Genomic DNA, 26,455 nt, shown 5'->3' with positions numbered 1-26,455 from the left:
TACAATTAACACTTAAAAATTAAACTTTTGAATATGAAAAATCTTAGCAGATTATTGTTCGCTTTGTTGCTTGTACTTGGCTACAGCAACGCTAATGCGCAAGACGAAAACAATCCTTGGCAAATTACTATTGGTGCTAATGCAGTAGATGCATTCCCTTCAGGTGATGGAGCTCCTTTTAGTGAGACTATTTTTAGTGAGTATTTTAATGTAGATCAACATTGGAATATTTTACCTTCTTTATCAACGATCTCTGTATCTAAGTATTTAGGTGATGGGTTCTCTTTTGGAGTGGCTGGATCTTTAAATAAAATTGACAAGTGGGGTGACATGTCAGTAGATGATTTATCATACTACGGTGTAGATGGAACCATTAAATATAGCCTTGGTGAATTATTAGACTGGAATACCTTCGAGCCTTACTTAGGCGCTGGTGGAGGTTACACTTGGGTTGACGAAGTTGGAGCTGGAACTTTAAACGGAACTTTAGGTTTCAATGTTTGGTTCAGTGAAAACGTTGGCTTAACTGTTCAGTCTGCTTACAAACACGCTTTTGAAGATTATTTACAAACACATTTCCAACATACTGCTGGTATCTCTATTAAATTTGGTGGTACTGATACAGATGGCGATGGTATTTATGACAAAGATGATGCTTGTCCAGACGTTCCTGGTTTAGAAGCATTCAACGGTTGTCCTGATACTGATGGTGATGGTATTGAAGACAGCAAAGATGACTGTCCTAACGATGCTGGTTTAGCAGAGCTTAACGGTTGTCCTGATACTGATGGTGACGGTATTGCTGATAAAGATGATAACTGTCCTACAGTAGCTGGTATTAAAGCTTTAGCTGGATGTCCTGATGCTGACGGTGACGGTGTTACTGATGCTGAGGATGATTGTCCAAACACTGCTGGTCCAGCTGCAAACAAAGGATGTCCTTGGCCTGATACTGACGGTGACGGTGTGTTAGACAAAGACGATAAATGTCCAGATGTTAAAGGTACAGTAGCTAACAGCGGTTGTCCTGAAGTAACTGAAGAAGTTCAAAAAACACTTAATGAGTATGCTAAAACAATCTTGTTCGATACTGGTAAATCTAGTATCAAAGCGCAGTCTGAATCTGTTTTAGCTGACATCATCAAAATCTTGAACGAATATCCTAACTCTAAGTTTACTGTAGAAGGGCATACAGATAGTACTGGTAGTGATTCTACTAACCAAAAATTATCTGATGCTAGAGCTAATGCAGTTAAAGAATACTTAGTAGAAAATGGTATTGATGCCTTTAGACTTTCTGCACTTGGTTACGGTGAGTCTAGACCAATCGACACAAATGCTACTCGTGCAGGTAGAGCTAACAACAGACGTGTTGAAATTAACTTAGCAAAATAAAAACTAGCATATAGTTTTAATAAAAATAAGTTTTAGAAAAACGCTTCGGATATCCGAAGCGTTTTTTATTTTTATACAATGACTACGTTTATTTTTGATGTCCTAAAAGATTTAGAAAACAAGGATGCCAATCTTTCCGATCTTACCTTTGTTTTGCCTAGCAAGAGAGCTGGGCTTTTTTTAAAACATCAGCTGCACCACGTAAGTAAACAAACCATTTTTTCACCAAGGATTATTAGTATTGAAGAGTTTGTTGAAGCTTTATCGCAACTAAAAACCATATCCAACACCGAACTGCTCTTCGAGTTTTACAGTATCTATCTAGACCTTACCGATAAGGCATCGGTCGATTCATTTGAAGTATTCTCTAATTGGGCACAAATCTTACTACAGGATTTTAATGAAATTGATCGTTACCGCATTAAACAAAAAAACATTTTTAATTATTTAACGGCCATTCAAGAGCTCAACCACTGGTCTCTTGAAGAAAACAAAACCGATTTTGTTAAGAACTACCTGTCTTTTTGGAATAAATTACACACCTACTATAAACAGTTTACCCAACAACTCTTAAATAAAAAAATAGGCTACCAGGGATTGATTTATAGAGAAGCTGTTGAAAATTTAGAAGCCTATATTCAAAACAACTCAATTGAACGCCATGTGTTTTTAGGCTTTAATGCCTTGAATACCTGTGAAGAGATTATTATTCAAGAACTGCTTCAAAACAATATGGCAGAGGTATATTGGGATATTGATGCTGTTTTTATAAACAACCCCAACCACGATGCTGGCCTGTTCACCCGGCAGCATAAGCAACAATGGGCATATTTTAAGAAACATCCTTTTAATTGGATAACGTCCAATTACTCTAAGGAAAAAAACATGCATGTTTATGGCGTTCCAAAAAATATAGGACAGGCCAAATACATTGGGTCGCTTTTAAAGACCTTGCAGAAAGAAAATCCGTCACTGCAAAACACGGCAGTTGTTCTAGGTGACGAAAATCTATTGGTTCCCCTTCTTAACTCTTTACCCGAAGGCATAGATGCTTTAAACATCACCATGGGCTTTCCTTTAAAATCCATTCCGTTAGCATCGTTGTTTGAGTCTTTGTTTTATGTACACAAAACCCCTGCAAGTACTTATTATTATAAGGATGTTATACATATTATTTCCCATCAATTTATAAGGCCCCTGTTTTATGTTAACAATATCGATTATGCCTCAAAAATCATTGAAACCATACAGGGCAATAACATTATTTACATCCAAACGGGCCATTTAAAAGAACTGTTTAACCACCCTAAAAACAATATAATAGATATATTGTTCAGTAATTGGGATGCTACTATTGATATAGCCTTAAACAACTGTTTCCAGATTATTGTGGCCATTAAAACCTATTTAGGTGAGAATAAAGCGGCCCACTTACTGTCCTTAGAGTATTTGTACCGTTTTAATGAATTGTTTAATGAACTGGCCCGTTTAAATGCCGAATACCATCACATACATGATATTGCAACCTTATTTAAAGTTTACAAAGAAATACTAAGCTCTGAAACCTTAGACTTTCAAGGCGAGCCCTTACAAGGCTTACAAATAATGGGGATGTTAGAATCGCGTGTATTGGATTTTGAAACCGTGATTATAGCATCCGTTAATGAAGGCGTATTGCCATCGGGCAAAAGTAATAACTCGTTTATTCCTTTTGATGTTAAGTTAGAAAACAAATTACCCACCTATAAAGAAAAAGATGCTGTGTATACCTATCATTTTTACCGTCTTTTACAACGTGCCAAAAACATACACATTTTATACAACACAGAAGCCGATGTTTTAACCGGTGGAGAAAAAAGCAGGTTTATTACACAAATGGAACTCGAGGGTCTGCACCCCATTAAACACAAAATTATCGCACCCCATGTTTCCCCTATAAAAACAGCCCTAATTAGCGTTGAAAAAACCAAGCCCTTACAAAGTGAACTGGCTAAATTGGCACAAACGGGGTTTTCTCCTTCCTCGCTTACAAACTACATACGAAACCCCATTGATTTTTATTATCAAAAAATATTGAAAATAAAAGAATACGATGCAGTTGAAGAAACTGTGGCCGCCAACACTTTAGGAACGGTAGTACACAATACACTTGAAGATTTATACAACCCTTTTTTGAACACATTTTTAACGGTTGAGGCCGTAAAAGGGATGAAGACCGATATTGCTAAAATTGTAACATTCCATTTTCAAAAAGTATACAGGGAAGGTGATATAACCAAAGGCAAAAACCTGATAATTTTTGAAATTGCCAAACGCTACGTAAATAACCTTTTAGATTTGGAGATAACCGATCTAAAAGCTGGAAACCAAATAAAAATAATTGCTATTGAAGCAAACAACGATGTTTTTATTGATATTCCAGAACTTGATTTTCCTGTAAAATTAACAGGAAAGGTAGATCGGGTAGATGAGTACAATGGCATAATTAGAATTATAGATTATAAAACGGGGCGGGTAGAACCCTCACAAGTTGAAGTTATTGATTGGGAAACCATAACAACCGATTATAAAAAATATAGTAAAAGCTTTCAGGTACTTACCTATGCTTATATGATGCACCAATCAGGGCGTGTTACCCTACCTCTTGAAGCGGGTATTATATCGCTTAAAAATTTAAACTCAGGGTTTTTAAAATTCGCAAAAAAAGATAAGTCCGGTATGGGTGCAAAAAAGGACACACTAATTACAAAAGAGACCTTGGCGCATTTTGAGCATGCACTAAAACACCTGATTATAGAAATCTGTAATCCCGACATTCCATTTGTGGAAAAAGAAACAATATAGAAAAGGTACGTGTAAACTATTTTAATTTACACGCACCTTGCTTTAATTTATTTTGTAGAAAACTTAAATGTTGTTTTAGAGGTATAGGTTTCCCCAGGACTAAGCACCACAGAAGGAAACGCTTCTTGGTTTGGTGAGTCTGGATAATGCTGGGTTTCTAAACAAAACCCTGTTCTATGCGCATAAGTCCCTCCTTGCTTATTGGGTAAGGTGCCATCTAAGAAATTACCTGTATATAATTGGATTCCTGGCTCATTGGAATAAATTTCCAATAAACGACTACTCTCGCTATCATGAGCAGATGCTACCAATCGCATACCTGCATCTTGGTTATTTAACACCCAACAATGGTCATACCCCAAGCCCCGTTTTAGTTGTTCGTTTTCAACGTTTATTTCTTTTCCAATAGCTTTAGCAGTCCTAAAATCAAAGGGCGTATTGGTAACGTCCTTAATTTCGCCTGTAGGAATTAAGGTTTCATCAACAGGTAAAAAGGCATCTGCATTAATCATGATTTCATGGTCTAGAATGGGTTTAGAAAAATCGCCTGTTAAATTAAAATAAGAGTGCTGTGTTAGATTCACTACCGTTTTTTTATCGGTGGTTGCTTCATAATCTACCTCTAACTCATTGTTATTGGTAAGCGTATAGATTACCTTGGTTTGCAAATTTCCTGGGTAGCCTTCCTCCATATCCTTGCTTAAATAAGTAAGTACTAATGAGGCCGTACTATCGGTTTGGCTTTCGGTTGCAGACCAAACAACCTTGTCAAACCCTTTTACACCACCGTGTAAATGGTTTGTATTATTGTTGGTTGCCAAAGTATATTCATTACCTTCAATAGCGAATTTGCCATTTGCAATACGGTTTCCATATCGGCCTATTAAAGCCCCAAAATAAGGGGTGCTTTTTTCGTATTCTGCTAGCGTATTATAACCAAGCACTATATCTTGGTAATTATTGTTGGCATCGGGGGCTGTCCATGATGTAATAATACCCCCATAAGTAATTACACTAATTTCCATGCCTTTTTCGTTTTTCAAAATATATTTGTCTACCGCTATGCTATCGGAAGTCATTCCAAATGGTTCTTTTGAAATGGTTACTAAATTTATGGGCGTTTCTTCTTGGGCTTCTGTATTCTTTTTGTTTTCGTTCTTACATTGAACGCTTAAAAGTGCCATGCCTGCTATTAAAAAAACATAAATGCTTTTTATTGGTGTATTCATAATTTATCTAAATTTTAAGTTAGTTTAGTATCTGTTATTTAAGGTAAAAGTATCTATTTTGTTTTAAATTTTACAACTGAAAATGAGTAGGGGGCCAATTCCATTTGGACTTTATTCCCTTTAAGGACAATATCCGTTGTTTCCGGACTGATCTTATTAGGTGTTTCAAATGAATTTTCATCTTCTAAATGATCACTTTTAAGAACAATATAAGTGCCTTTTTTTAAGAGTTTTTTACCATGAAAGCTAGCACTTATATTTTGGGGGGTATTTGATGTATTGACTACTTTTAAAATAACTTCTTTTGTATGTGCATCTATAACAGCAGAAGCATATAAATTGTCTTGCCCAGCAAGTGCATTTCCATTACTGGTAACAGAAATTAAATCGGTTCCCTTATTGGTTGAGAACAATTTTTGAACCTGATAGTTTGCGGTACCATAGGATTGTAGGTTGTTAAACCAAATCATGTCCGGTGTCCATTGCCAACCTTCCTCATGAGCCATTAAAGGCGCATAGGATGTTAAGTGTACCACTTCGGCATTACGCTCTAGTCCTGTTATAAATGCAGCCTCTGAAAAAGCACATTCCCAATTATTCTTGTTATCTGGACTTGCAATAGCTACACTTTGTGCCGCATATTCACCAGCAAATATTTTGGGGCCGTTTCTATCATAATTATCATATCGGGTGGCATTATCCCGAAACCATTCGGGGCTTCGGTAATAATGCTCGTCAATAATTTCAGCATCCAATGCCTTTAGGGCTTCCATACCATATTCAAAATAATCGCCATCGGGAAATGGCCCACTCCCTGAAACAATAACAATATCTGGATATGCTGTTTTTATAGCCTTTTCAAATACCTTGTATCGTTCAATATAGTCTGGCCCCCATTGTTCATTGCCAATACCTATGTATTTTAAATGGAATGGCTCAGGGTGACCCATATCGTTTCTAACCTTGCCCCAAGGAGTATCTATCGAACCGTTTGCAAATTCAATTAAATCCAACGCATCTTGTACATAGGGGTCTAAGGCATCCATGGGTACTAATTCGCCCGAGTTAAACTGGCATGCCATACCACAACTTACTATGGGGAGGGGTGTAGCTCCTAAGTCTTCAGACAATTGAAAGTATTCAAAAAAGCCTAATCCGAAACTTTGGTAGTAGTCTGGGGTAAGTCTGTGATTAAACTCCGTATTCCATCGGTTTACCAAAACTTCCCTGTTTTCTATGGGGCCAACGGTTTTTTTCCATTGGTAGCGTCTGGCCAATGTTCTGCCTTCTACAATACAGCCACCTGGAAATCGTAAAAATCCGGGGTTTAGATCGTACAACAATTGCACTAAATCTTTACGCAAGCCTTTTTCTCTACCTTTCCAAGTATCAACTGGAAATAACGAAATCATATCTAAATCGATAACACCAGTACCTTCAAAGGTGATTTTTAATTGGGCTTTGGCTTCGGTTTTTAAAGCTGTAATTTGTGCCTTGTAGTGCTTCCAATCCTTTGCTGTGAGTGCTATTTTAGTTTCTCCTAAAGCATTCCCATCGCTATCAATAAATTGAACCTTTATGCTTTTAATAGCACCGCTCTTGTTTAGGGCCGATAGATATAAATTATAGGTAGCATCCTGCTTAATGCCCATACCACGGAATCCTTCATTAATAAGTGCATAGCCTTTATCGTCGTTTACCTTTACACGACAATAGTTAATATTTCCCGTATTATTGGCATACTTAACAATGGATGCCATACCCGAATTGGTATTTAAATGGTGCCTGTTACTATTTGGTTGTTTCCATCCTGTAAAAGGATCTACTGTAAATTCAAACGACCTGTTCTTAATCATTTCGGCATATAAGCCCCCATCGGCCGCAAAGTTGATGTCCTCAAAAAAGATTCCGTACATCGTGGGTTGTATTTTAGCTATAGTATTGCTTACATCTACCTCTAAGTAATTTTCTTGGGCCGTTACCCATAACATGCTTAGCCCTAACGCTATGTTTACTGTTTTCTTTACAAGTGTATGCTTCATTTTTATAGTATATCTAGTTGTTTATATGTGTTAAGGTACGTATACCACTTAATTATTTATGTTTTTTAAACTAATTATTCCAAACACGTGCCTTGCTTAATAAACGCACACCATATATTCTTGCTGTAACCGACTGTGTTTCGGCTTCAAAACGTACTTCTAAAATTTCATTATCGCATATAGATTCTGGTAAATTATAATCTATATTGAAAAATACATCGCCCTTTGTTCCTTGTAATGCTTGGTTAGCGATAACTTCTCCATTAACTAATATTTTAAATTTTCGCCCAGCATCTTTTCCATAATAGGTAACACGTAAAGCCTTTGCTTTTTTGTCTTCATTTTTAAGATTATAACTAAACCAACCCTTTGCATCACGCCAGTGACGGTTTTGGTTAACTCCGCTATTGGAGTTTTCAAACTTTATCCCGTGGTCGGACTCTGGTTGTTGTTCTCCTGGTACTACATAATCTACCGTCATGGCTCTAAGGTGTATTTCTGCTTTTTGTTTTTCCTCTAACTGACGTTGCATTTCGGCCACACCTTCTGGTGTTTCATTTTTAAAATAAATGGTGTAACGTTGCTCATGAATTTTATAAAATGGTTGAAGTATCAAGTCTTTATAATTCTCGGGATATAATAAATTGGTTACCATAAACTTTAATGGTTCTTCTGGCACTGGTTTTATTTTTTCTAAAATATCTTTACTGTTTTTTGAGATAAACATAGGAGCATCTGTTATTGGCAGAAAAGGCCCGTGAGCAATATGGCCACCTCGACTAGCATCGGCAAACAAGCCTTCTTGATTATCTTCTCCCATAATAGCTGCAAGCACAATGGGTCCATATTTAACTGAAACATAGCCTGACTGATCTGGAATTTCTTCAATTATTAAATGCATGGGTAATTGCATATCAACTATATCACCATTTTTCCATTTACGATTAATAGTGATATAACTTCCAGAAGTTGCTTCTATACTGTGCTGCTTGCTATTTATGGATATTTTAAGCTCGTCTGTGTTTGCCCATGAAGGATAACGGAGTTTAAGTGTTGCTTGTGTTTTCTTTTTACTTTTCCAAATAAATTGTGTTGAAGCTTCTTCGGGAAAACCTGTTTTCTGGATAATGTGGGCCTTCTTTTCTTCCCATTTTACTATTGAAGGTATAAATAAATTTACGTAAAGAACATCATCATTTTTGGCATAAATCAACTCGTTATACTTGGTGTGATTTTCTAAACCAGAGCCTACACAACACCAAAAACTGGTTTCAGGTTGCGAATACACACGGTAATGCCCCGGACGCATTGGTGTAAAATACACAAAACCACCGTTAGGGTTTTGCGAAGATAAAATATGATTATACAAAGCACGTTCGTAAAATCCTATATATTTAGCCTCGGCAGAATCTTCAAACAACAATTTACTTAATTTAAGCATATTGTACGTATTGCAGGTTTCGGGACCTTGTTCACTACTTAAAACAGAGCTGAAATCGTCAATAGGATTAAAATGCTCCCGGACACTATTGCCTCCTATACTTAGTGAACGATGCTCGGTGACATTCTCATAAAAGTGAGAAGCAGCATCATGATACTTCTCTGCTGACTCTAACTGGCTTATTCTTTCAAATCCGATAAATTTTGGAATTTGAGTATTGGCATGCATACCGGTTAAAATATCTTGATTAGCCGCCAAAGGGTTTAATAAAGCATGTTGAGAAAAGCGCTTAGCTAAATCTATATATTTTTTATCACCAGTGATGCTATAAACCTCAGCAAACACTTCATTTAACCCACCATGTTCTGAGCGTAACATATCCTGAACCTGAGCTTCGGTTAAGCCTCTTGTTATTTCTGTAAACCAATCGGTTAACGCAATGAGCATCGCTTTGGCTTCAGGTTTATGCGCATGCACCCAGGCGTCTTTTAATCCAGCAAAGGTTTTATGAATATTATAAAGCGGTACCCACTTATTATTTAAACTAAACCCAGCAGCATTAATTTTACCTGCTTTTATTTCACTCCAAAGCGAATTACTTCCAGGAATCCCGCCTATATATCCATTTCCATTAGTCTCTTGTACTCGTTTTAACTCCGATAAGGTATAATCTAATAACTCTTCGGCTACTTTACTTTGTGTTGACGCAAAATACATAGACAATGCCGATACATAATGCCCTAAAATATGGCCGTCTAAGCCTGTGTTTTCCCAATTGGCATAAGACTCTGCTTTGGGTTGTAATCCAGCTTCCCTTAAAAATGGTGCAAGCAATCTGTCGGGATCCAATTGCTGAATATAATTGAAATCGGTTTCTGATGCCTGTTTAAATACTCCAGATGTTATGGACACCTTATTTAAAGGAAATAATTCAACTTGTTGCTGTGCTTTTACTAACAGCGAGCCCATAACTATTAAAACACTTGCTAAATACCTCATACTAATCAAGTACATTATTTCTTAAACTTGGCCAACCTTTAAGGCCCCATTTTAACTCTGAAACTTTAAGTTTAGGCGATCCATTGTCATTGGCATCATAAGCATGAAAAACGATGTAATCTTTGTCATTGAACGTATAAGTACTACTATGCCCCGCTCCATACCAATTTTCATTGCCTTCAACTAAAAGGGTTCCTCCGCCGTCAAATAAAGATTTCCCGGATTTATCAAGATAAGGGCCTGTTACCGATTTCGACCGCCCGACAACTACTTTATAAGTACTCTTTTCACCTCTACAGCATAAATCCCACGACAAAAACAAATAGTAATATCCTTTCTTCTTAAAAATGAAAGGAGCTTCTAAAGCGGCATTACCCGGATTGATATCTGCTATATCAAAAGAACGCTCTCGCCGGGCTATGGTGTACCATTTTTCTGGTTGCGCAATAGCCGTTAAACTGGAATCCAGTTTGACCATTTTTAAGCCATTCCAAAACGAACCAAACGATAACCATGGCGTGTTATCCTCATCAAATATTAAATTAGGATCTATGGCATTCCACAAATCTCGATTCGGCACCGATTGAATAACAATACCATGATCGATCCTCTTATAATCTGAATCGCCTGGATTTAAGGTTTTATTAGTAGCCACACCAATAGCTGAAGTGTTTTTAGCAAAAGCTGAAACCGAATAATACAGGTAATAGGTTCCATTATAAAAAGCAATGTCGGGTGCCCAGATGTGATTTTTAAAATTAGGAACCACTTGGTCGGTCCATTTCGGCTTTTCAGGAAAAACAGACGGTTCTATTTCCCAGTTTTTTAAATCTTTTGAACTAAAACAACTTATGCCACGCCCCGTACAATACAAATAAAAGGTTTCATCTTGTTGAAAAACCACTGGGTCATGCACCCGTATATCTTGTGCGAATGCTAATGTTACCCAAAAAAATATCAGTAAATTGAATTTGTAAACCAACGATTTCATAAAAACTTATTCTTGGACCCCCTCGGAAGTCATTATCACGCGTTTTATAGTTCCATCTTCATTATAGTATAAACGGTCTACACACACCGAACGTCTAAAACTGCCACCATGGGTTGGAATACTCCCATTATGATAAATGAAGTAATCTTTCCCTTTAAATTCTATAATAGCCTGATGATTGGTATTGCTATTTCCAGCAACTTCATTTAAGATGCCTTTAAATTCCCAAGGCCCGTTAATCGATTTACTCATGGCATAGGCTATTTTCTCCGGAAATTGATAGGCATACGACAAATAATACCAATCCCCTTTTTTATGAATATAAGGTGCTTCGGTAAAATTTGGTAAATCAATGGTCTTAATTGGACCATCCAACTCAATCATATTCGGTTTTAACTTGGCATATTTACACACGGTGTTTCCCCAAAAAATATAGGCCTGACCATCATCATCTACCCAAACAGTTGGATCTATATCGTCCCAGCTTATTTTGGTTTGTGTGGTCATATCGTTAGTAATCAAAGCCTTTCCAATGGCATCTTTAAAAGGTCCTGTTGGGTTATCGGCAACCGCGACACCAATGGCTTTCCCATGAATGCTACCATGCTGAACCGTTACATACCAATAAAATTTTCCATTGTGTTCAATAACCTCAGATGCCCAGGCACTCCCTGAAGCCCACTTAAAATCGGTTGGTTTTAATGGTACCGGATGCGCTTTCCAATGTACCATATCTGGAGAAGAATACACCAACCATTCGTGCATACGGTACGCATTAACATCGTTAGGTGCCTGATCGTGCCCTGCATATAAATACACTTTATTATCGTGAACAATAGCTGCAGCATCAGCCGTGTATTTATCTGTAATTATCGGGTTGTTAAACAACGTAACTACCTTGCTAGCTTCTAAAGTTCTTGTAGATTTACAAGATACAACCACTGCAAAAGTCGACATTAAAAAAACAAGGTTTATTTTCATCTTAAAATATATTTATTCTTAGTCAATAATTAAATTTTCATTCCCCAAACCAATGCATCTTATGGGAACGCATCGGTTTGGTACATATACTAATATGCCATCTTTAACCACCGACGGATCGTTTACATTAACCAAATTCCACTGGGAACGATTACTCCAAGAGGCTATGGATGTATAGTTATCTAAATAAGTAGGGACATCAAAAGTTTTTGGTTCGTCTACTTTTGGTTTTGCCTCAGGATTCTTTATACTATCATCATTGGAGCAACTACTCATTATTAAAATCGGTAAGAAAAATATTCGAATTGATCTAATTTTGTATAAACTGAATAGCTCCATTGTTTAAATTCTTATTTTCCTTCTAACATCAACACAGAAAAAGGTGGAACAGTTACAGTAAGAACCTCCTTCTTAAATTTAAACGCCTTAAATGGTTCTATTTTTATTTTAGAAGGGGTGTTGAATGTATTGTGGTCTTGAAGATTTTTAGAGCTTATGATAGTACCACTTACATGCTTTATTTTAAGATCACTACAATCAATTTCAATAACATGTTGATTATGGGCATCTATATTCACTAGAGACATATGAACCTGGCCACTTTTATCTCTAGATGCTGAGGCTGATATTGCCGGAAGCGATGCTTCATTATACGTATAGGTAGGAGCCTGAAAAGACAATGGCAGCAATTTAGCATCCTGATGCGCAGCATACATTTTCATGACATGGTAAGTGGGTGTGAGCAACATTTTTTCGCCTTCTGTTAAAATCACTGCCTGCAAAACATTTACAGTTTGTGCCAGGTTTGCCATTTTAACCCGTTTACTATGATTGTTAAAGGTGTTTAATGTTGTACCCGCAATCATAGCATCTCGCATGGTGTTTTGTTGGTATAAAAAGCTGGGGTTTGTGCCTTCTTCAACTTCATACCAACCTCCCCATTCATCTACAATAAGGGCTATCCTGTTCTTAGGATCATACTTATCCATGATAGCGGTGTGCTTGGTTACCAATTCCTCCATTTGAAGTGCAGTTTGCATGGTTGAAAAATATTGGGCTTCATTAAACTTGGTTGCTGAACCTTTATCATGCCATTCTACAAAAGAATAAGAATGCAATGCAACACCCTCTATTAAGTTTTTTGGAATATCACGCATTAACACTTCCGTCCAATGGTAATCGGCCACATTTGCTCCAGATGCTATTCTAAATAAACCATCGCCATTGGTCCAGTCTGTCATAAATGTTGCATACTGTTTATATATATTGGCATAATACTCAGGGGTCATATGTCCTCCACAGCCCCACATTTCATTGCCAACACCCCAGTATGTTACTTTCCAGGGTTCTTGTCGGCCATTTTCAGCTCTTAAATCGGCCATAGGACTTCCTGTACCATGCCCAACGTATTGTATGTACTCTGTGAATTCTTGAACGGTGCTACTCCCAACGTTTGCTGCTAAATATGGTTCCGTTTCCAATATTTCGCATAAGTTTAAAAAATCATGGGTTCCAAAACTGTTGTCTTCGGTAACACCACCCCACCATCTATTTACCATAGTAGGTCTGTTTTCTTTTGGGCCAATACCATCTTTCCAGTGGTAAGTATCAGCAAAACAACCTCCTGGCCAACGTAAATTAGGTATTTTTAAGTCTTTTAATGCTTTTATAATATCATTTCTAACACCATTTGTATTGGGAATTTTACTGTTTTCCCCTACGTAAATCCCATCATAAATACACCGCCCTAAATGCTCGGCAAAATGGCCATAGATGTGTTTACTAATAATGGGCGCCGTTTCATCATCATGAACCGTTATTGTAACAGAACTAGTTTGTGAAAAGCTTTCTAGCAATACCAGAAAAAATGCTATAAAAATATAGGGTGTAACTTTGAACATGATGGCTTATTTAAGTTGTTTGGTTTATAAGTGTCTGTAAAACAATTATAAATTACTTAAAAATAAACCACATAACCAAAAAATGAGAAAACAAAAATGAAAAAAGCTCCAAAAGTTAAATACTTTTGAAGCTTTTTATGTGGAGAAGATCGGGCTCGAACCGACGACCTCTACACTGCCAGTGTAGCGCTCTAGCCAACTGAGCTACATCCCCTTGTTTGAAATACAATTTTTAATTTGCCCAATACCTTAATAGCACTGGACTTAAAAATTTTTCCAAAATTACACTTTTTTTACATTTATCAGTAAAGTTAGATACCTATTTTTATAATAAATTTGACCTCTATACAAACCTAGTAAATGATTCGAAAAGCTATTACTGCAGATATCGACAAGGTCTTGCAAATAACAAGAGCATGTGCCAACCATATGATTGATAAAAACATACATCAATGGAATGAGCATTACCCTAATAAAAATGCTTTTATAAATGATATGGAACGGGGTGAGTTATTTGTTTTGGAACTTGAAACCACTGTGATTGGTTGTGTTACTATTTCAACTTTTATGGACGAGATTTACAAACCTGTAACATGGCTTACCCCTAATAAAAACAATCTATATATACACCGCTTGGCTGTTCATCCAGACTACCAAAACAAGGGATATGCCAAACAGCTTATGCTGTACGCAGAAAGCCATGCTATAAAAAATGGTTATAGTTCTATAAGATTAGACACGTTTTCGCAGAACCCAAAAAATTTAAATTTTTACGAACTTCGCGGCTATAAAAAACTAGAGGCTATTTATTTTCCTAAACAAAGCAAATATCCCTTTTATTGCTTCGAACTCGTATTATGAGCACAAACATTAGCTTAAAACATATAAACAAACTGGCCATACCTGCTTTAATTGCCGGTATAGCAGAACCCATTCTATCCATTACCGATACGGCCATAGTGGGCAACATACCTGTTAATGCCACCGAATCGTTAGCTGCTGTAGGTATTGTGGGAACTTTTATTTCTATGCTTATTTGGGTACTGGGGCAAACCCGAAGTGCCATATCGTCTATTGTATCGCAATATGTAGGGGCCAATAATGTTGAAAAGATAAAAAATCTGCCTGCACAGGCTATATTTATCATAACTTCGCTAAGTGTTCTAATAATAGTAAGTACCTACCCATTTACCAAAAGTATTTTTAAGCTTTATAATGCCTCAAACTTAATTTTAGAATACAGTTCCGTTTATTATAAAATTAGGGTATTTGGATTTCCGTTTACCTTATTTACCATAGCTGTTTTTGGAACTTTTAGAGGTTTACAAAACACCTACTACCCCATGATTATAGCTATTGTTGGGGCATTAATAAACATTATTTTGGATGTGGTTCTTGTGTTTGGCATTGAAGGCTATATTCTGGCCATGAATATTGAAGGTGCTGCCTACGCCAGTTTAGCAGCACAATGTGTTATGGCATTTTTATCGGCCTATTATTTGCTTAAGAAAACAGCTATTCCATTACGAGTGAGCTTTCCTTTAAACAAGGAAATTAATAGATTTATTATTATGATTCTCAATTTATTTGTGAGAACATTGGCCCTTAACGCTACACTTTATTTTGCCACCCGTTTTGCCACGGGATATGGCGCTGCTTATATTGCTGCTTACACCATAGGTATAAACTTATGGTTTTTTACTGCGTTTTTTATTGATGGCTACGCCAGTGCCGGTAATATTTTATCTGGTAAATTATTGGGTAGCAAAGAATATAACACCCTAATTACACTAAGCAATAAGTTAATTAAATATGGTATTAGCATTGGTATTGTTTTAGGCGTTATAGGCGCTCTATTTTATTACCCTTTAGGGCAGATATTTTCTAATGATCCCGAGGTATTAGCTCTTTTTTACGATACTTTTTGGATTGTGCTCTTTATGCAACCATTAGGTGCTTTGGCCTTTATTTTTGATGGGGTTTTTAAGGGATTGGGCAAAATGAAACCTTTAAGAAATGTACTGTTATTTTCAACCTTTGCGGTTTTTATCCCCATGCTCTTTTGGCTGGACAGTATGGACTATAAATTGTACGGCATTTTTATAGCATTTACTTTTTGGATTATGGCCAGGGGGTTGCCCTTAATCATTATATTTAGAAAACAATTTTATCCTTTAGCACAAAACATGTAATTTTAAAGCATTAACAAAACTAAAATAACTTATGGATATCATGTCTTTTTTAAGTGGAAATGGTCTATTTTTAGTATTAGCAATTATTTTAATAATCGTTTACCTGGTTAATAGAAATAAAAAACGCTAAAGGAAATAGGTATACCCAAAAAAATGGCTCTGCAGCACTGAAAAAGGACAAAGTGTGTTCCTATCTTGTTTTTAACCAGCCCGTAATGCTTAACCGTTCTGTACAAACCGGTTTTACTTCGTGCTCTATCATTTGGCTTTCAAAAATAACCACACGCCCGGGGAACGGGTAAATCACTTTCTCTACTTCGTTGCCATTTTCATTAAAATACAATACCAACTCGCCACCATATTCGGGCAGCCAACCATCTTCGTTTAAATAACATACAAACGACAATTTACGTCGGTCGTCATTTTGAAAAGTATCTACATGCCTCTTGTAAAAAGTGTTCTTGGGGTAAATAGCATAATGGAATTCTTTTTGTAAAATGCCCAAAAAACAAGTCCTATTTAAATAGTCCACCAAATCATTTATCTTGTTAAAAAAGCACTTCTCATAGGCATTTGCTTTAGTTTCATCAATCCACAAAATCATGTCGCCACGAATCGATTTAACAATGGTTTCATTTACCCTGTTTCCTATGGCTGCCTTTTTAAAGGTGTCTTCTTCATGTTTTTCAATAAGCGATTGCCTTAACAGCACCACTTCGTCTTGTGAAAAGAAGTTTTCTACAATACTAAATTGTTGTTTTGCAATATCAGAAATAATCTGTTCGTAAAGCGGATTCTCAACAAAATCAATAGCTTCAAAGAGATGATTCATAAGCTTTTACAATAAAACCTTTAGTCCACTATGAATAAAAGTGCGCAAATGTAATGTAAAAACGCTTTGCTTTTACAAAATCAATATCTTTGCACTATAAATTTTACTTTCATGAGCTTTATTCGCATTACAAAACTATTTTCTTTTGAAACTGGCCATGCCTTATATGGCTATGACGGTAAGTGTAAAAATGTACACGGCCATAGCTATAAGCTTTCGGTAACGGTGATTGGAAAACCTATTTCAAACACCTCCAACGTAAAGTATGGTATGGTAATAGATTTTAGTGACTTAAAGAAAATAGTGAAGGAAGAAATTGTTAATGTGTTTGATCACGCCACGGTTTTTAATAAAAACACACCCCATGTAGATCTTGCTAAAGAGCTTGAAAGTAGAGGGCATAACGTACTTTTGGTAGACTATCAACCCACTAGTGAAATGATGGTGATTGATTTTGCCAAAAAGATAAAAAAACGATTGCCTGAACACATTTCGCTTCATTCTTTAAAACTTCAAGAAACGGACAGCTCGTTTGCAGAGTGGTTCGATTATGATAATATTTAGATTTTATAACATGCAAATTCCAAAAGGGAAAAAAATATATTTCGCGTCCGACAATCATCTTGGAGCACCTACATATAAAGCTTCTGTACCACGTGAAAAAAAGTTTGTGGCTTGGTTGGACAGTGTTAAGCACGATGCTGCTGCCATATTTTTACTTGGTGATTTGTTTGACTTTTGGTTTGAATATAAAACCGTTGTCCCTAAAGGTTTTACGCGAACTCTGGGAAAACTTGCAGAACTATCGGATGCTGGTATTGCTATTCACTTTTTTGTTGGTAACCATGATTTATGGATGAATGGGTATTTTGAAGATGAGTTGAACATTCCTGTGTATCACCAACCCAAAGAATTCACATTTAACAATAAAACCTTTTTTATTGGTCATGGTGATGGTTTAGGGCCTGGTGACAAAGGTTATAAGCGTATGAAAAAGGTATTTACCAACCCCTTTTCTAAATGGCTATTTAGATGGCTACATCCAGATATAGGCATTCGTTTAGCACAATACCTTTCGGTTAAAAACAAATTGATTTCTGGGGATGAGGATATCAAGTTCCTTGGAGAAGCCAATGAATGGTTAGTGCAATATTCTAAAAAAAAGCTAAAAGAACAACATCGTGATTATTTTATTTTTGGCCACCGCCATTTGCCATTGGAAATTTCTCTAAACAATACGGCTAAATATATAAACCTGGGCGATTGGATAAGCTATTATACCTATGGTGTTTTTGATGGCGATACGTTTGAATTAAAGACGTTTTAATCTGCTTGCTCGTGCGCTTGCAAATCCTTGGTCAAATCTAATTTTCTAAACGAAGGCGATACCAATCCTGTGGTAACAACCGTTATCAATGTCATAGTACCTCCAAAAACCACAGCAGTTACAGTACCCATAAGTTTAGCAGTTAAACCGCTTTCAAAAGCTCCTAACTCGTTAGAAGACCCAACAAACATAGAGTTTACAGATGATACTCGCCCACGCATATTATCGGGTGTTTTAAGCTGTAAAATGGTTTGCCGAATAACCATTGATACGCCATCGGTCATCCCACTAAAAAACAGTGCGATAACCGATACCCAAAATACCGAGGACAAACCAAATACAATTATACAAATCCCAAAGCCAAATACAGCTGCCAATAATTTCATGCCTGCATTTCTACTAATAGGAATATAGGCCGTAACCAGCATGGTTAAAAAAGCCCCCACGGCCGGTGCTGCTCTTAACACCCCAAAACCTTCACTGCCTACTTTTAAAATGTCTTGTGCAAAAATAGGTAATAGTGCAATGGCACCTCCAAATAAAACGGCTATCATATCCAAAGTCATAGCTCCTAAAATGGCTTTGGTTTTAAAAACAAACCGTACACCTTCTTTTAAGCTCTCTATAACAGGTTCGCCAATTTTAGGGTTTAAAATGGGCTTACGTTTTATTTGCAACAATATAAACAATGATAAAAGCACCAGCCCGAAAATAATGCACAGTGACCAGTGTACACCAAGCCAACTAATGGCAAAGCCCCCAAAGGCTGGCCCTAAAACTGATGCCATTTGCCAAGTAGAGCTGTTCCATGTAGCAGCATTGGGGTATGCTTTTTTAGGCACAATTAAAGCCACTAACGAAAATATGGTAGGTCCAAAAAAAGACCGCAAAAACCCTCCAAAAAATACCAAGGCATAGATACTGTAAAGAATTGTTTTTGTAGACCAATCTTCAACAATCAAGGGCCATGTGAGCAAAAACAACCCTAAACTGATTAACGAAAACGCTGCAATACACATGGCCAATAGGTTTCGCTTTTCTTTTTGGTCTACAATATGTCCGGCAAACAATGCCATGGTAAAAGCAGGGATAATCTCCATAAGACCTATAATACCTAATGATAAAGGATCCTTGGTTAAACTATATACCTGCCATTCTATAACAATAAACTGCATAGACCAACCAAATACCAATACAAAACGCACCAATAAAAAAATATTGAACTCTCTAAAACGCAACGCGGCATACGGATCTGTCTTTGCCATATTTTATAATTTAATATCCTTTAGTTTAAGCTGTAAGGACACGTTACCTTGCCACTCATTTTCATCAATAGAGTAAACGGCCTTAAAAGGTTGCTTACTATTAATAATATCTAGTTTATCTCCCAGACCAAAACCTATGGCTGCAAACCTATTGGATTGTGGCTGGGAAACGGTTATTCTTAAATGCGTCTCATCGGCTCCAACACATTTGCCATAACCTGTATCCAATAAATTATCGGTCATAAATACTGGGGTCATATTACTAGGCCCAAATGGTGCAAACTGTTTTAAAATCCGATAGAATTTGGGTGTAATGTCGTTTAAATCGATTTTTGCATCTACCTTAATTTCTGGAGTCAGTAAGTTCCTGTCAATGGTTTTTGAAACCTCATCCTCAAAAGCTTGTTTAAATGCTTGGTAGTTAGCTTCCTTAAGGGTTAACCCTGCAGCATATTTATGTCCCCCAAATTGCTCAATATGTTCACTACAGGCTTCTAAAGCGTTGTACACATCAAAACCAGTAACTGACCGTGCCGATGCAGCTAATTTATCACCACTTTTTGTGAAAACCAAAGTGGGGCGGTAATAGGTGTCGGTTAATCGCGATGCTACAATACCTATCACGCCTTTGTGCCAACTTTCATGATAAACCACAGTACTAAATCGCTCTTGTTCGTTCAAGTCTATAATTTGTTGTAACGCTTCTTCGGTAATTTGCTTATCAGCTTCCCGACGATCTAAATTGTAACTATTGATTTCTGAAGCCTGTTTGATGGCCTTACCCGCATCTTGTTCCATGAGCAAGTTAACGGCAAAATTTCCATGTCTCATACGTCCAGCGGCATTAATGCGTGGTGCAATGATAAATACCACATCGGTTATGGTCAATACTGTTTTTTCAACCTCACTCAATATCGCTTTAATACCCGGCCTGGGATTTGAATTTACAACTTGCAATCCGTAATATGCCAATATCCTATTTTCTCCGTCTATGGGAACAATATCAGCTCCAATAGCTGTCGCTACTAAATCTAGATATTCCATTAAATCAGCAATGGTCTTTCCATCGTTTTTTGCCAAAGCCTGAACCAACTTAAAGCCAACACCACAACCACATAATTCTTTATATGGATAGTTACAATCGACTTGTTTGGGATCTAATATAGCTACAGCTTCAGGCACTTTTTCTGAGGGCCTGTGGTGATCGCATATAATAAAATCGATGCCTTGGGCTTTAGCAAATGCTACCTTTTCGATGGCCTTAATGCCACAATCTAACGCTATAATAAGTGTGAAATCATTTTCCAGCGCAAAGTTGATGCCTTTATACGAAACACCATACCCTTCTTCATACCTGTCAGGAATATATGTATAAACTTTTGGGTGCTTTGTTTTTAAGTAAGATGCCATTAAGGCTACCGATGTAGTACCATCTACATCATAATCGCCATATACCAAAATGTTTTCTTGATTGGCAATAGCCTTTTCAATCCTCGCCACAGCCTTATCCATATCCTTCATTAAATAAGGATCGTGCAAATCGTTTAAACTTGGTCTGAAAAAAGCTTTAGCGTCTTCATAAGTTTCTATACCTCGTTGCAACAACAAGGTAGCCGTTACATTATCGACTTGAAGTGACGCCTGAAGCGATGTCAATTTATTAGCTTCTGGTTTTGGTTTTATTGTCCAACGCAATATCCTCTGGCTTTATATTTAAGAAATGGGTGCTTTATTTTTTGTGAAAATGGGTCTCTACAGTCACTTGGGCAAACTGACGAAACATTTCCATAACACCGCAATATTTTTCAACGGACAAATCTACAGCCTTTTGAAGCTTATTTTCGTTTAGGTTATTGCCATAAAAATGAAAGTGTACCGCTACTTTATGATAATATTTAGGGTGTTCGTCCGTAAGTTCGGCATCTATATCTATCTTAAAATCATCGACCTCTAACTTCATCTTTTTTATAAGTGAAGCGATATCTAAGCCAGAACAGCCTGCTAAGGATGACAACATAAGGGCCTTAGGCCTATAGCCTTCTCCTTTTCCACCACTATCGGGACCTGCCTCTATAAATAAATTATGCCCAGATATGTTAGTGCTTTCAAACTTCATATTTCCCAACCAAGTTGTTGTTATATGGTGTGCCATTTTTATAAATAATTTTTTGTTTCTTGTATACATCAAAAATACTACTAAAAAATAAATTTATGCCTTTAGTTTCACCTTTATCTTCCAATCATGATTTAGAAACCAAAGCTCTTGCCGAATTCTTCAATGAAACTTTGGGATTTTGCCCAAACTCGGTACTTACCATGCAACATCGTCCTGCTATTAGCAAAGCTTTTATTAATTTAAACAAAGCGGTTATGGCTAATGAAGGCCGTGTTACGTCTGCCTTAAAACGTATGATTGCCTGGGTGAGCAGTAATGCTACAGGTTGTAGATATTGCCAAGCACATGCTATTCGTGCAGCTGAAAGGTATGGTGCTGAACAAGCGCAATTGGATAATATTTGGGACTACCAAACCCATCCTGCTTTTAGTGAAGCTGAACGTGCTGCTCTGGATTTTAGCCTAGCGGCATCGCAAATTCCCAATGGGGTTAATGAGACTATTAAGGCCCGTTTATATGAATATTGGAATGAAGGTGAAATTGTAGAAATGCTGGGGGTAATTTCCTTGTTTGGTTACCTAAATAGGTGGAATGATAGTATGGGAACCACCCTAGAAACTGGTGCTGTGGAAAGTGGTGAGCAATATTTGGGAAAACATGGCTGGGAAAAAGGTAAACATGTTTAAAAGACCTTTAAAATAGTTCATTTATTTGCTTTCTTAATTCGGGCAACACCTCAACTTCAAACCAAGGGTTTTTGGCCAACCAAAAGCGATTTCTGGGGGATGGATGGGGCAATGGCAAATAGTTTGGTAAATAGTGCTTATAGTTTCTTACGGTTTCGGTTAGTGTTTTTTTAGCTTCTTTTCCTAAATAATAACTTTGGGCATACATACCTATTAAAATAACCAACTCCACATGCTTTAGATTATTAAATAAAGGCTCATGCCATTGTGGAGCACATTCTGGCCGTGGTGGCAAATCGCCCGATTTTCCTTTTCCGGGATAACAAAACCCCATAGGAATGATGGCAAATTTACTGGCATCATAAAAGTCTTCTGGAGTTACCTGTAACCAGGTTCGTAACTGCTTACCGCTTGCATCATCCCAAGGAATCCCTGAAGCATGGACTTTAGTGCCTGGCGCTTGACCAACGATAACTACTTTTGCTTTAGGGTTTGCAGTTAACACAGGCCGTGGACCTAATGGTAAATGGTCTTTACATAAAGTGCAATTTTTTATTTCTTTAAGTAAGAATTCCATTCATGTATCTCATTTAGGTTGTAATGGCTCACCGTCATAGGACAACCCATCAAAACCTGTTTTTATAAAATTTCTAATGTTTTGGTGGCCTGTACCATACGGGTCTTTTAGTACTTCATCAAAGTAAAATTTCCCAAAACATGCTAAGGTTTCTTCTTTGCTAAATCCTTGTATTTTGGCAAATGCAAATAATTTACACGAACCAGAATTTTCACCCGCACCATTTTGTAATTCACCATTTTTAAAAGACGTGGGAGTAAATTCATAATTAGATTCTATAACGCTCATTGTTTCAGAAAACTCAATGGCATTAGGGGTGCTCTTTAGTTTATCTATAAATGTCTTTAATATCATTTTTATTTGCTCTTTCCTGAAACCACAATAACGATTTCGCCTTTAGGCGGCTTATTGGTATAATACTCTAAAACTTCTTTAATGGTACCGCGAATGGTTTCTTCGTATAACTTGGTTAGTTCTCTAGATACTGATAACTGTCTGTCTTCACCAAAATACTCACAAAAATGGGTTAGGGTTTTTATAAGTTTATGCGGACTTTCATAAAAAATCATGGTTCGGGCTTCTTCTGCTAGGAATAACAACCTTGTTTGCCTGCCCTTTTTAACAGGTAAAAACCCTTCAAACACAAACTTATCATTGGGTAAGCCTGAATTTACCAGTGCTGGAACAAAAGCTGTGGCTCCGGGCAAACAATCTACTTCTATATTGTTTTCTACACATGCTCTGGTTAATAAAAATCCTGGATCTGAAATGGCTGGCGTACCTGCATCGCTTATCAATGCTACCGTTGTTCCACTTTTTATTTTTTGAATAATGGTTTCAACCGTTTTATGCTCATTGTGCATATGATGCGATTGCATATGGGTTGAAATTTCAAAATGTTTGAGTAATTTTCCAGATGTACGGGTATCTTCAGCAAGTATTAAATCGGCCTCTTTTAGAACATCTATAGCCCTTAATGTAATGTCTTTTAAGTTTCCTATGGGTGTAGGTACTATATAAAGTTTGCTCATTAATTAAACTTACTTTCAATAATTTGTAAAAAACGTTCTTCAAATTCATCCTTGTCTAACCAGTTATTGTAGTCTGGCTTTACAATATCTTTTATAAAATGCATGGCTTCGTCTAACGAATGAAATGTGTTTAGTTGTGAAATAACACGTTCGTAGTCTTCATTCTTGCCTTCAAACAAATGTTTTATAAACGCTATTTTGTCATTCAATCCAATATTAAATCCGCCATTTTTTAATTTATCATTTAAAGATTTTTGCTTATTGAACTCCCCGTTTTGTGGTTTAGATACTGGATCAAAGACTGGCATGTTTTTAAAACCGGCTGTAATATCTTCTAAATCTGTTTTATGATACTGAGGCTTTGGGGCAGGATCTTCTTCAACAGGCTTCTCTTCTTTTTCTTCAATAGGCATATGGGCCACCATGTTTTTTATTTTTTCAATGGCAGGTTCCATGATTTCATCTTCTTCTTTTTCGTCTAAGTTTATGTATATTTTGTCCTCAACTTCTATAGTATCACTTACTTTATTATTAAACGCTTGATCTAACATGCCAAAAAATGAGGAATCGCTACCTATGGTTGGAGTGTCATCTTCAAAATTTTCATGAACAAACTTTAGTACAGATAATTTTTCAAAAAGCACAGACACTTCTGCATGCATTTTTATCACATCTTCCTTTCCTTTTAATTTAAGGATCCTATGTGCTATGCTCACTAAATCAGATTCCAGCTTTTTTTTCATTGCCATAATTTTAAATTAATATGATTTAGGCTTTTGATTTTTAATAAATTTACGCCACCTTTATACAAACGAAAAACCGTTTTATTTTAGTGTTAAAATTACGAAATGTTTCTCGAAAATACAGTAAATCATAAAGAACAATTTGGGTGGATTGAAGTTATCTGTGGTTCCATGTTTTCTGGAAAAACAGAAGAATTGATTCGTCGGCTTAAACGTGCACAATTTGCCAGGCAAAAAGTAGAGATTTTTAAGCCCATTATTGATACGCGTTATAATGAGGAAATGGTTGTATCGCACGATGCAAATGAAATTCGCTCAACACCAGTTCCGGCTGCAGCAAATATTCCTATTCTGGCAGATGATTGCGACGTTGTAGGTATTGATGAGGCACAGTTTTTTGATGATGAAATAGTACGTGTTTGCAACGATTTAGCAAACAAAGGTGTTCGGGTTATTGTTGCGGGTTTAGACATGGATTTTAAGGGAAACCCTTTTGGCCCTATGCCTTTTTTAATGGCTACTGCTGAATATGTTACTAAAGTACATGCTGTTTGTACCAGAACAGGAAACTTGGCCCAATATAGCTATAGAAAATCCAACAGTAATAACTTGGTTCTTTTGGGGGAAGTTAATGAATATGAGCCTTTAAGTAGAGCTGCCTATTACAAAACCATGATGCGCGACAAAGTTAGAAACATGAACGTTAACGATGCTGAAGAAGTGACCCCTAAATCTAAAAACTCCAATGCCTAAAGCACAAGAAACCGTACTTGAAATCGATTTAAAGGCATTAAAGCACAACTATGAGCATTTAAAATCGCGCCTTAAAGACGGCACAAAGTTTTTGGCTGTAGTTAAAGCCTATGCTTATGGAAGCGACCCATGCCGTATTGCTAATTACTTGCAGGAATTAGGAACAGACTATTTTGCCGTGGCCTATGTTAGTGAAGGTGTTGCCTTGCGTAAAGCGGGTATTGCCACACCTATTTTAGTGCTTCACCCTCAAGCAGTGAGTCTTAATCTTTTAATAGACCATTGTTTAGAGCCTAGTTTATATAGCTTTAACATTTTAAACGATTTTATTGAAGTAGCCTCTGAAAAAAAACTAACCGACTATCCCATCCACATAAAGTTTAACACCGGATTGAACAGATTGGGTTTTTTAGAGAATGATATTGAATCCATTGTATCAGTATTGCAGAAAACCAATACTGTTAAGGTAAAGTCTGTCTTTTCACATTTAGCTGCTAGTGAAGACTTAAATGAAAAGGACTTTACTAAATCCCAAATAAAGCACTTTAATGTTATTGCCAAACAATTGTGTAAAGCCATAGGGTACCAACCCATGCTACATGTTTGTAATACTTCAGGTATTTTAAATTATCCTGAGGCCCATTTTGATATGGTACGGAGTGGTATTGGGCTTTATGGCTTTGGGAATTCTGAAAAAGAAAATAAGAATTTAAAACCTATAGCCTCATTAAAAACTATTATTTCTCAAATCCATACCATACAAAAAGGAGCATCTGTTGGTTACAATAGAGGTTATAAAAGTGATGCTTTAATGAAAACGGCCACATTACCCATAGGTCATGCCGATGGTATTGGGAGGCAATATGGAAAAGGGAAAGGCTATGTGATAATCAATAATAAAAAAGCTCCCATTGTTGGAAATGTCTGTATGGACATGATAATGGTAAACGTTACCAATATAGATTGTAATGAAGGGGATGAGGTTATTATCTTTGGCCCTAATAAAACTGCAGAGCATCTGGCCCAAACAGTTAATACCATTTCATATGAGCTTATTACTAGCATCTCTCAACGTGTTAAGCGTGTATTTTTAAAATAAGAATATTAACA

24 protein-coding genes and 1 tRNA gene are annotated in these 26,455 nt (G+C 36.7%); 9 read left to right on the top strand and 16 right to left on the bottom strand.

Going from position 1 to position 26,455, the window contains the following annotated elements:
- Positions 1–33: 33 nt before the first annotated feature.
- Positions 34–1,395 carry an OmpA family protein gene (locus AC5SR4_RS06710; RefSeq protein ID WP_495358766.1) on the top strand — a complete coding sequence of 454 codons (1,362 nt, stop codon included), beginning with the start codon at positions 34–36 and terminating at the stop codon, positions 1,393–1,395.
- A 78-nt stretch (positions 1,396–1,473) separates the two neighbouring features.
- Positions 1,474–4,239 (top strand): PD-(D/E)XK nuclease family protein, encoded by a 2,766-nt coding sequence (locus AC5SR4_RS06705; RefSeq protein ID WP_495358765.1) that lies wholly within the window; start codon positions 1,474–1,476, stop codon positions 4,237–4,239.
- Positions 4,240–4,286: 47 nt separating this feature from the next.
- Here AC5SR4_RS06705 and AC5SR4_RS06700 read toward each other — a convergent pair whose 3' ends face one another.
- The 8 genes from AC5SR4_RS06700 to AC5SR4_RS06665 form a co-directional block, all read right to left on the bottom strand.
- A complete protein-coding gene (locus AC5SR4_RS06700) occupies positions 4,287–5,468 on the bottom strand; it encodes an aldose epimerase family protein (RefSeq protein WP_495358764.1) in 1,182 nt (393 codons plus the stop codon).
- 53 nt (positions 5,469–5,521) lie between these two features.
- Positions 5,522–7,510 (bottom strand): alpha-L-arabinofuranosidase family protein, encoded by a 1,989-nt coding sequence (locus AC5SR4_RS06695; protein WP_495358763.1) that lies wholly within the window; start codon positions 7,508–7,510, stop codon positions 5,522–5,524.
- A 70-nt stretch (positions 7,511–7,580) separates the two neighbouring features.
- A complete protein-coding gene (locus AC5SR4_RS06690) occupies positions 7,581–9,950 on the bottom strand; it encodes a beta-L-arabinofuranosidase domain-containing protein (RefSeq protein WP_495358762.1) in 2,370 nt (789 codons plus the stop codon).
- 1 nt (position 9,951) lies between these two features.
- Positions 9,952–10,941 carry an arabinan endo-1,5-alpha-L-arabinosidase gene (locus tag AC5SR4_RS06685; protein WP_495358761.1) on the bottom strand — a complete coding sequence of 330 codons (990 nt, stop codon included), beginning with the start codon at positions 10,939–10,941 and terminating at the stop codon, positions 9,952–9,954.
- Positions 10,942–10,947: 6 nt separating this feature from the next.
- Positions 10,948–11,898: a glycoside hydrolase family 43 protein gene (locus AC5SR4_RS06680; protein ID WP_495358760.1), complete on the bottom strand. Its 951-nt coding sequence runs from the start codon at positions 11,896–11,898 to the stop codon at positions 10,948–10,950.
- A 42-nt stretch (positions 11,899–11,940) separates the two neighbouring features.
- Entirely contained in the window at positions 11,941–12,198 is a 258-nt protein-coding gene (locus AC5SR4_RS06675; protein WP_495358759.1) for a hypothetical protein, read from the bottom strand.
- A 74-nt stretch (positions 12,199–12,272) separates the two neighbouring features.
- The gene (locus AC5SR4_RS06670; protein WP_495358758.1) at positions 12,273–13,823 is read right to left on the bottom strand and encodes an alpha-N-arabinofuranosidase; all 1,551 of its coding nucleotides are present in this window, start codon (positions 13,821–13,823) and stop codon (positions 12,273–12,275) included.
- Between the two features lie 140 nt (positions 13,824–13,963).
- Positions 13,964–14,037: transfer RNA gene (locus AC5SR4_RS06665), tRNA-Ala, on the bottom strand.
- A gap of 146 nt (positions 14,038–14,183) precedes the next feature.
- Between AC5SR4_RS06665 and AC5SR4_RS06660 the strand changes: the two genes are divergently transcribed.
- Together AC5SR4_RS06660 and AC5SR4_RS06655 are read left to right on the top strand one after the other, a co-directional pair.
- The gene (locus AC5SR4_RS06660; protein WP_495358757.1) at positions 14,184–14,684 is read left to right on the top strand and encodes a GNAT family N-acetyltransferase; all 501 of its coding nucleotides are present in this window, start codon (positions 14,184–14,186) and stop codon (positions 14,682–14,684) included.
- Positions 14,681–16,015 (top strand): MATE family efflux transporter, encoded by a 1,335-nt coding sequence (locus tag AC5SR4_RS06655; protein ID WP_495358756.1) that lies wholly within the window; start codon positions 14,681–14,683, stop codon positions 16,013–16,015. The genes AC5SR4_RS06660 and AC5SR4_RS06655 overlap by 4 nt, the downstream gene beginning before the upstream one ends.
- A 190-nt stretch (positions 16,016–16,205) precedes the next feature.
- Here AC5SR4_RS06655 and AC5SR4_RS06650 read toward each other — a convergent pair whose 3' ends face one another.
- A complete protein-coding gene (locus tag AC5SR4_RS06650; RefSeq protein ID WP_495358755.1) occupies positions 16,206–16,847 on the bottom strand; it encodes a 2OG-Fe(II) oxygenase in 642 nt (213 codons plus the stop codon).
- A 111-nt stretch (positions 16,848–16,958) separates the two neighbouring features.
- On the opposite strand from AC5SR4_RS06650, the gene AC5SR4_RS06645 reads away from it, so the two are divergent.
- Entirely contained in the window at positions 16,959–17,411 is a 453-nt protein-coding gene (locus AC5SR4_RS06645) for a 6-pyruvoyl trahydropterin synthase family protein (RefSeq protein ID WP_495358754.1), read from the top strand.
- Positions 17,412–17,421: 10 nt separating this feature from the next.
- Positions 17,422–18,174 (top strand): UDP-2,3-diacylglucosamine diphosphatase, encoded by a 753-nt coding sequence (locus AC5SR4_RS06640; RefSeq protein ID WP_495358753.1) that lies wholly within the window; start codon positions 17,422–17,424, stop codon positions 18,172–18,174.
- Here the strand turns inward: AC5SR4_RS06640 and AC5SR4_RS06635 are convergent.
- The 3 genes from AC5SR4_RS06635 to AC5SR4_RS06625 are packed head-to-tail and all read right to left on the bottom strand — an operon-like array spanning position 18,171 to position 21,591.
- Positions 18,171–19,439 (bottom strand): MFS transporter, encoded by a 1,269-nt coding sequence (locus AC5SR4_RS06635; RefSeq protein WP_495358752.1) that lies wholly within the window; start codon positions 19,437–19,439, stop codon positions 18,171–18,173. The genes AC5SR4_RS06640 and AC5SR4_RS06635 overlap by 4 nt on opposite strands.
- 3 nt (positions 19,440–19,442) lie before the next feature.
- Positions 19,443–21,134 carry a single-stranded-DNA-specific exonuclease RecJ gene (gene recJ, locus AC5SR4_RS06630; RefSeq protein WP_495358751.1) on the bottom strand — a complete coding sequence of 564 codons (1,692 nt, stop codon included), beginning with the start codon at positions 21,132–21,134 and terminating at the stop codon, positions 19,443–19,445.
- A 34-nt stretch (positions 21,135–21,168) separates the two neighbouring features.
- The gene (locus tag AC5SR4_RS06625) at positions 21,169–21,591 is read right to left on the bottom strand and encodes an OsmC family protein (protein WP_495358750.1); all 423 of its coding nucleotides are present in this window, start codon (positions 21,589–21,591) and stop codon (positions 21,169–21,171) included.
- Between the two features lie 59 nt (positions 21,592–21,650).
- Between AC5SR4_RS06625 and AC5SR4_RS06620 the strand changes: the two genes are divergently transcribed.
- Positions 21,651–22,241 (top strand): carboxymuconolactone decarboxylase family protein, encoded by a 591-nt coding sequence (locus AC5SR4_RS06620; RefSeq protein WP_495358749.1) that lies wholly within the window; start codon positions 21,651–21,653, stop codon positions 22,239–22,241.
- A gap of 7 nt (positions 22,242–22,248) precedes the next feature.
- Here AC5SR4_RS06620 and AC5SR4_RS06615 read toward each other — a convergent pair whose 3' ends face one another.
- Genes AC5SR4_RS06615 through AC5SR4_RS06600 form a run of 4 tightly spaced genes read right to left on the bottom strand, consistent with a single transcriptional unit; the run spans position 22,249 to position 24,592 of the window.
- Positions 22,249–22,818: a uracil-DNA glycosylase family protein gene (locus tag AC5SR4_RS06615; RefSeq protein ID WP_495358748.1), complete on the bottom strand. Its 570-nt coding sequence runs from the start codon at positions 22,816–22,818 to the stop codon at positions 22,249–22,251.
- 9 nt (positions 22,819–22,827) lie between these two features.
- Positions 22,828–23,172 (bottom strand): HopJ type III effector protein, encoded by a 345-nt coding sequence (locus AC5SR4_RS06610; RefSeq protein ID WP_495358747.1) that lies wholly within the window; start codon positions 23,170–23,172, stop codon positions 22,828–22,830.
- A gap of 2 nt (positions 23,173–23,174) precedes the next feature.
- A complete protein-coding gene (rsmI, locus tag AC5SR4_RS06605) occupies positions 23,175–23,849 on the bottom strand; it encodes a 16S rRNA (cytidine(1402)-2'-O)-methyltransferase (RefSeq protein WP_495358746.1) in 675 nt (224 codons plus the stop codon).
- Positions 23,849–24,592 carry a DUF8457 domain-containing protein gene (locus AC5SR4_RS06600; RefSeq protein WP_495358745.1) on the bottom strand — a complete coding sequence of 248 codons (744 nt, stop codon included), beginning with the start codon at positions 24,590–24,592 and terminating at the stop codon, positions 23,849–23,851. Before AC5SR4_RS06600 ends, rsmI begins: the two co-directional genes overlap by 1 nt.
- A 105-nt stretch (positions 24,593–24,697) precedes the next feature.
- Between AC5SR4_RS06600 and AC5SR4_RS06595 the strand changes: the two genes are divergently transcribed.
- Positions 24,698–25,345: a thymidine kinase gene (locus AC5SR4_RS06595; protein ID WP_495358744.1), complete on the top strand. Its 648-nt coding sequence runs from the start codon at positions 24,698–24,700 to the stop codon at positions 25,343–25,345.
- Positions 25,338–26,444, top strand: coding sequence for an alanine racemase (gene alr, locus AC5SR4_RS06590; protein ID WP_495358743.1), 1,107 nt, complete (start codon positions 25,338–25,340; stop codon positions 26,442–26,444). Before AC5SR4_RS06595 ends, alr begins: the two co-directional genes overlap by 8 nt.
- Positions 26,445–26,455: the final 11 nt, after the last annotated feature.

Source organism: Aestuariibaculum scopimerae (genome assembly GCF_059428085.1).
This window is presented reverse-complemented; position numbering and strand designations above follow the sequence as displayed.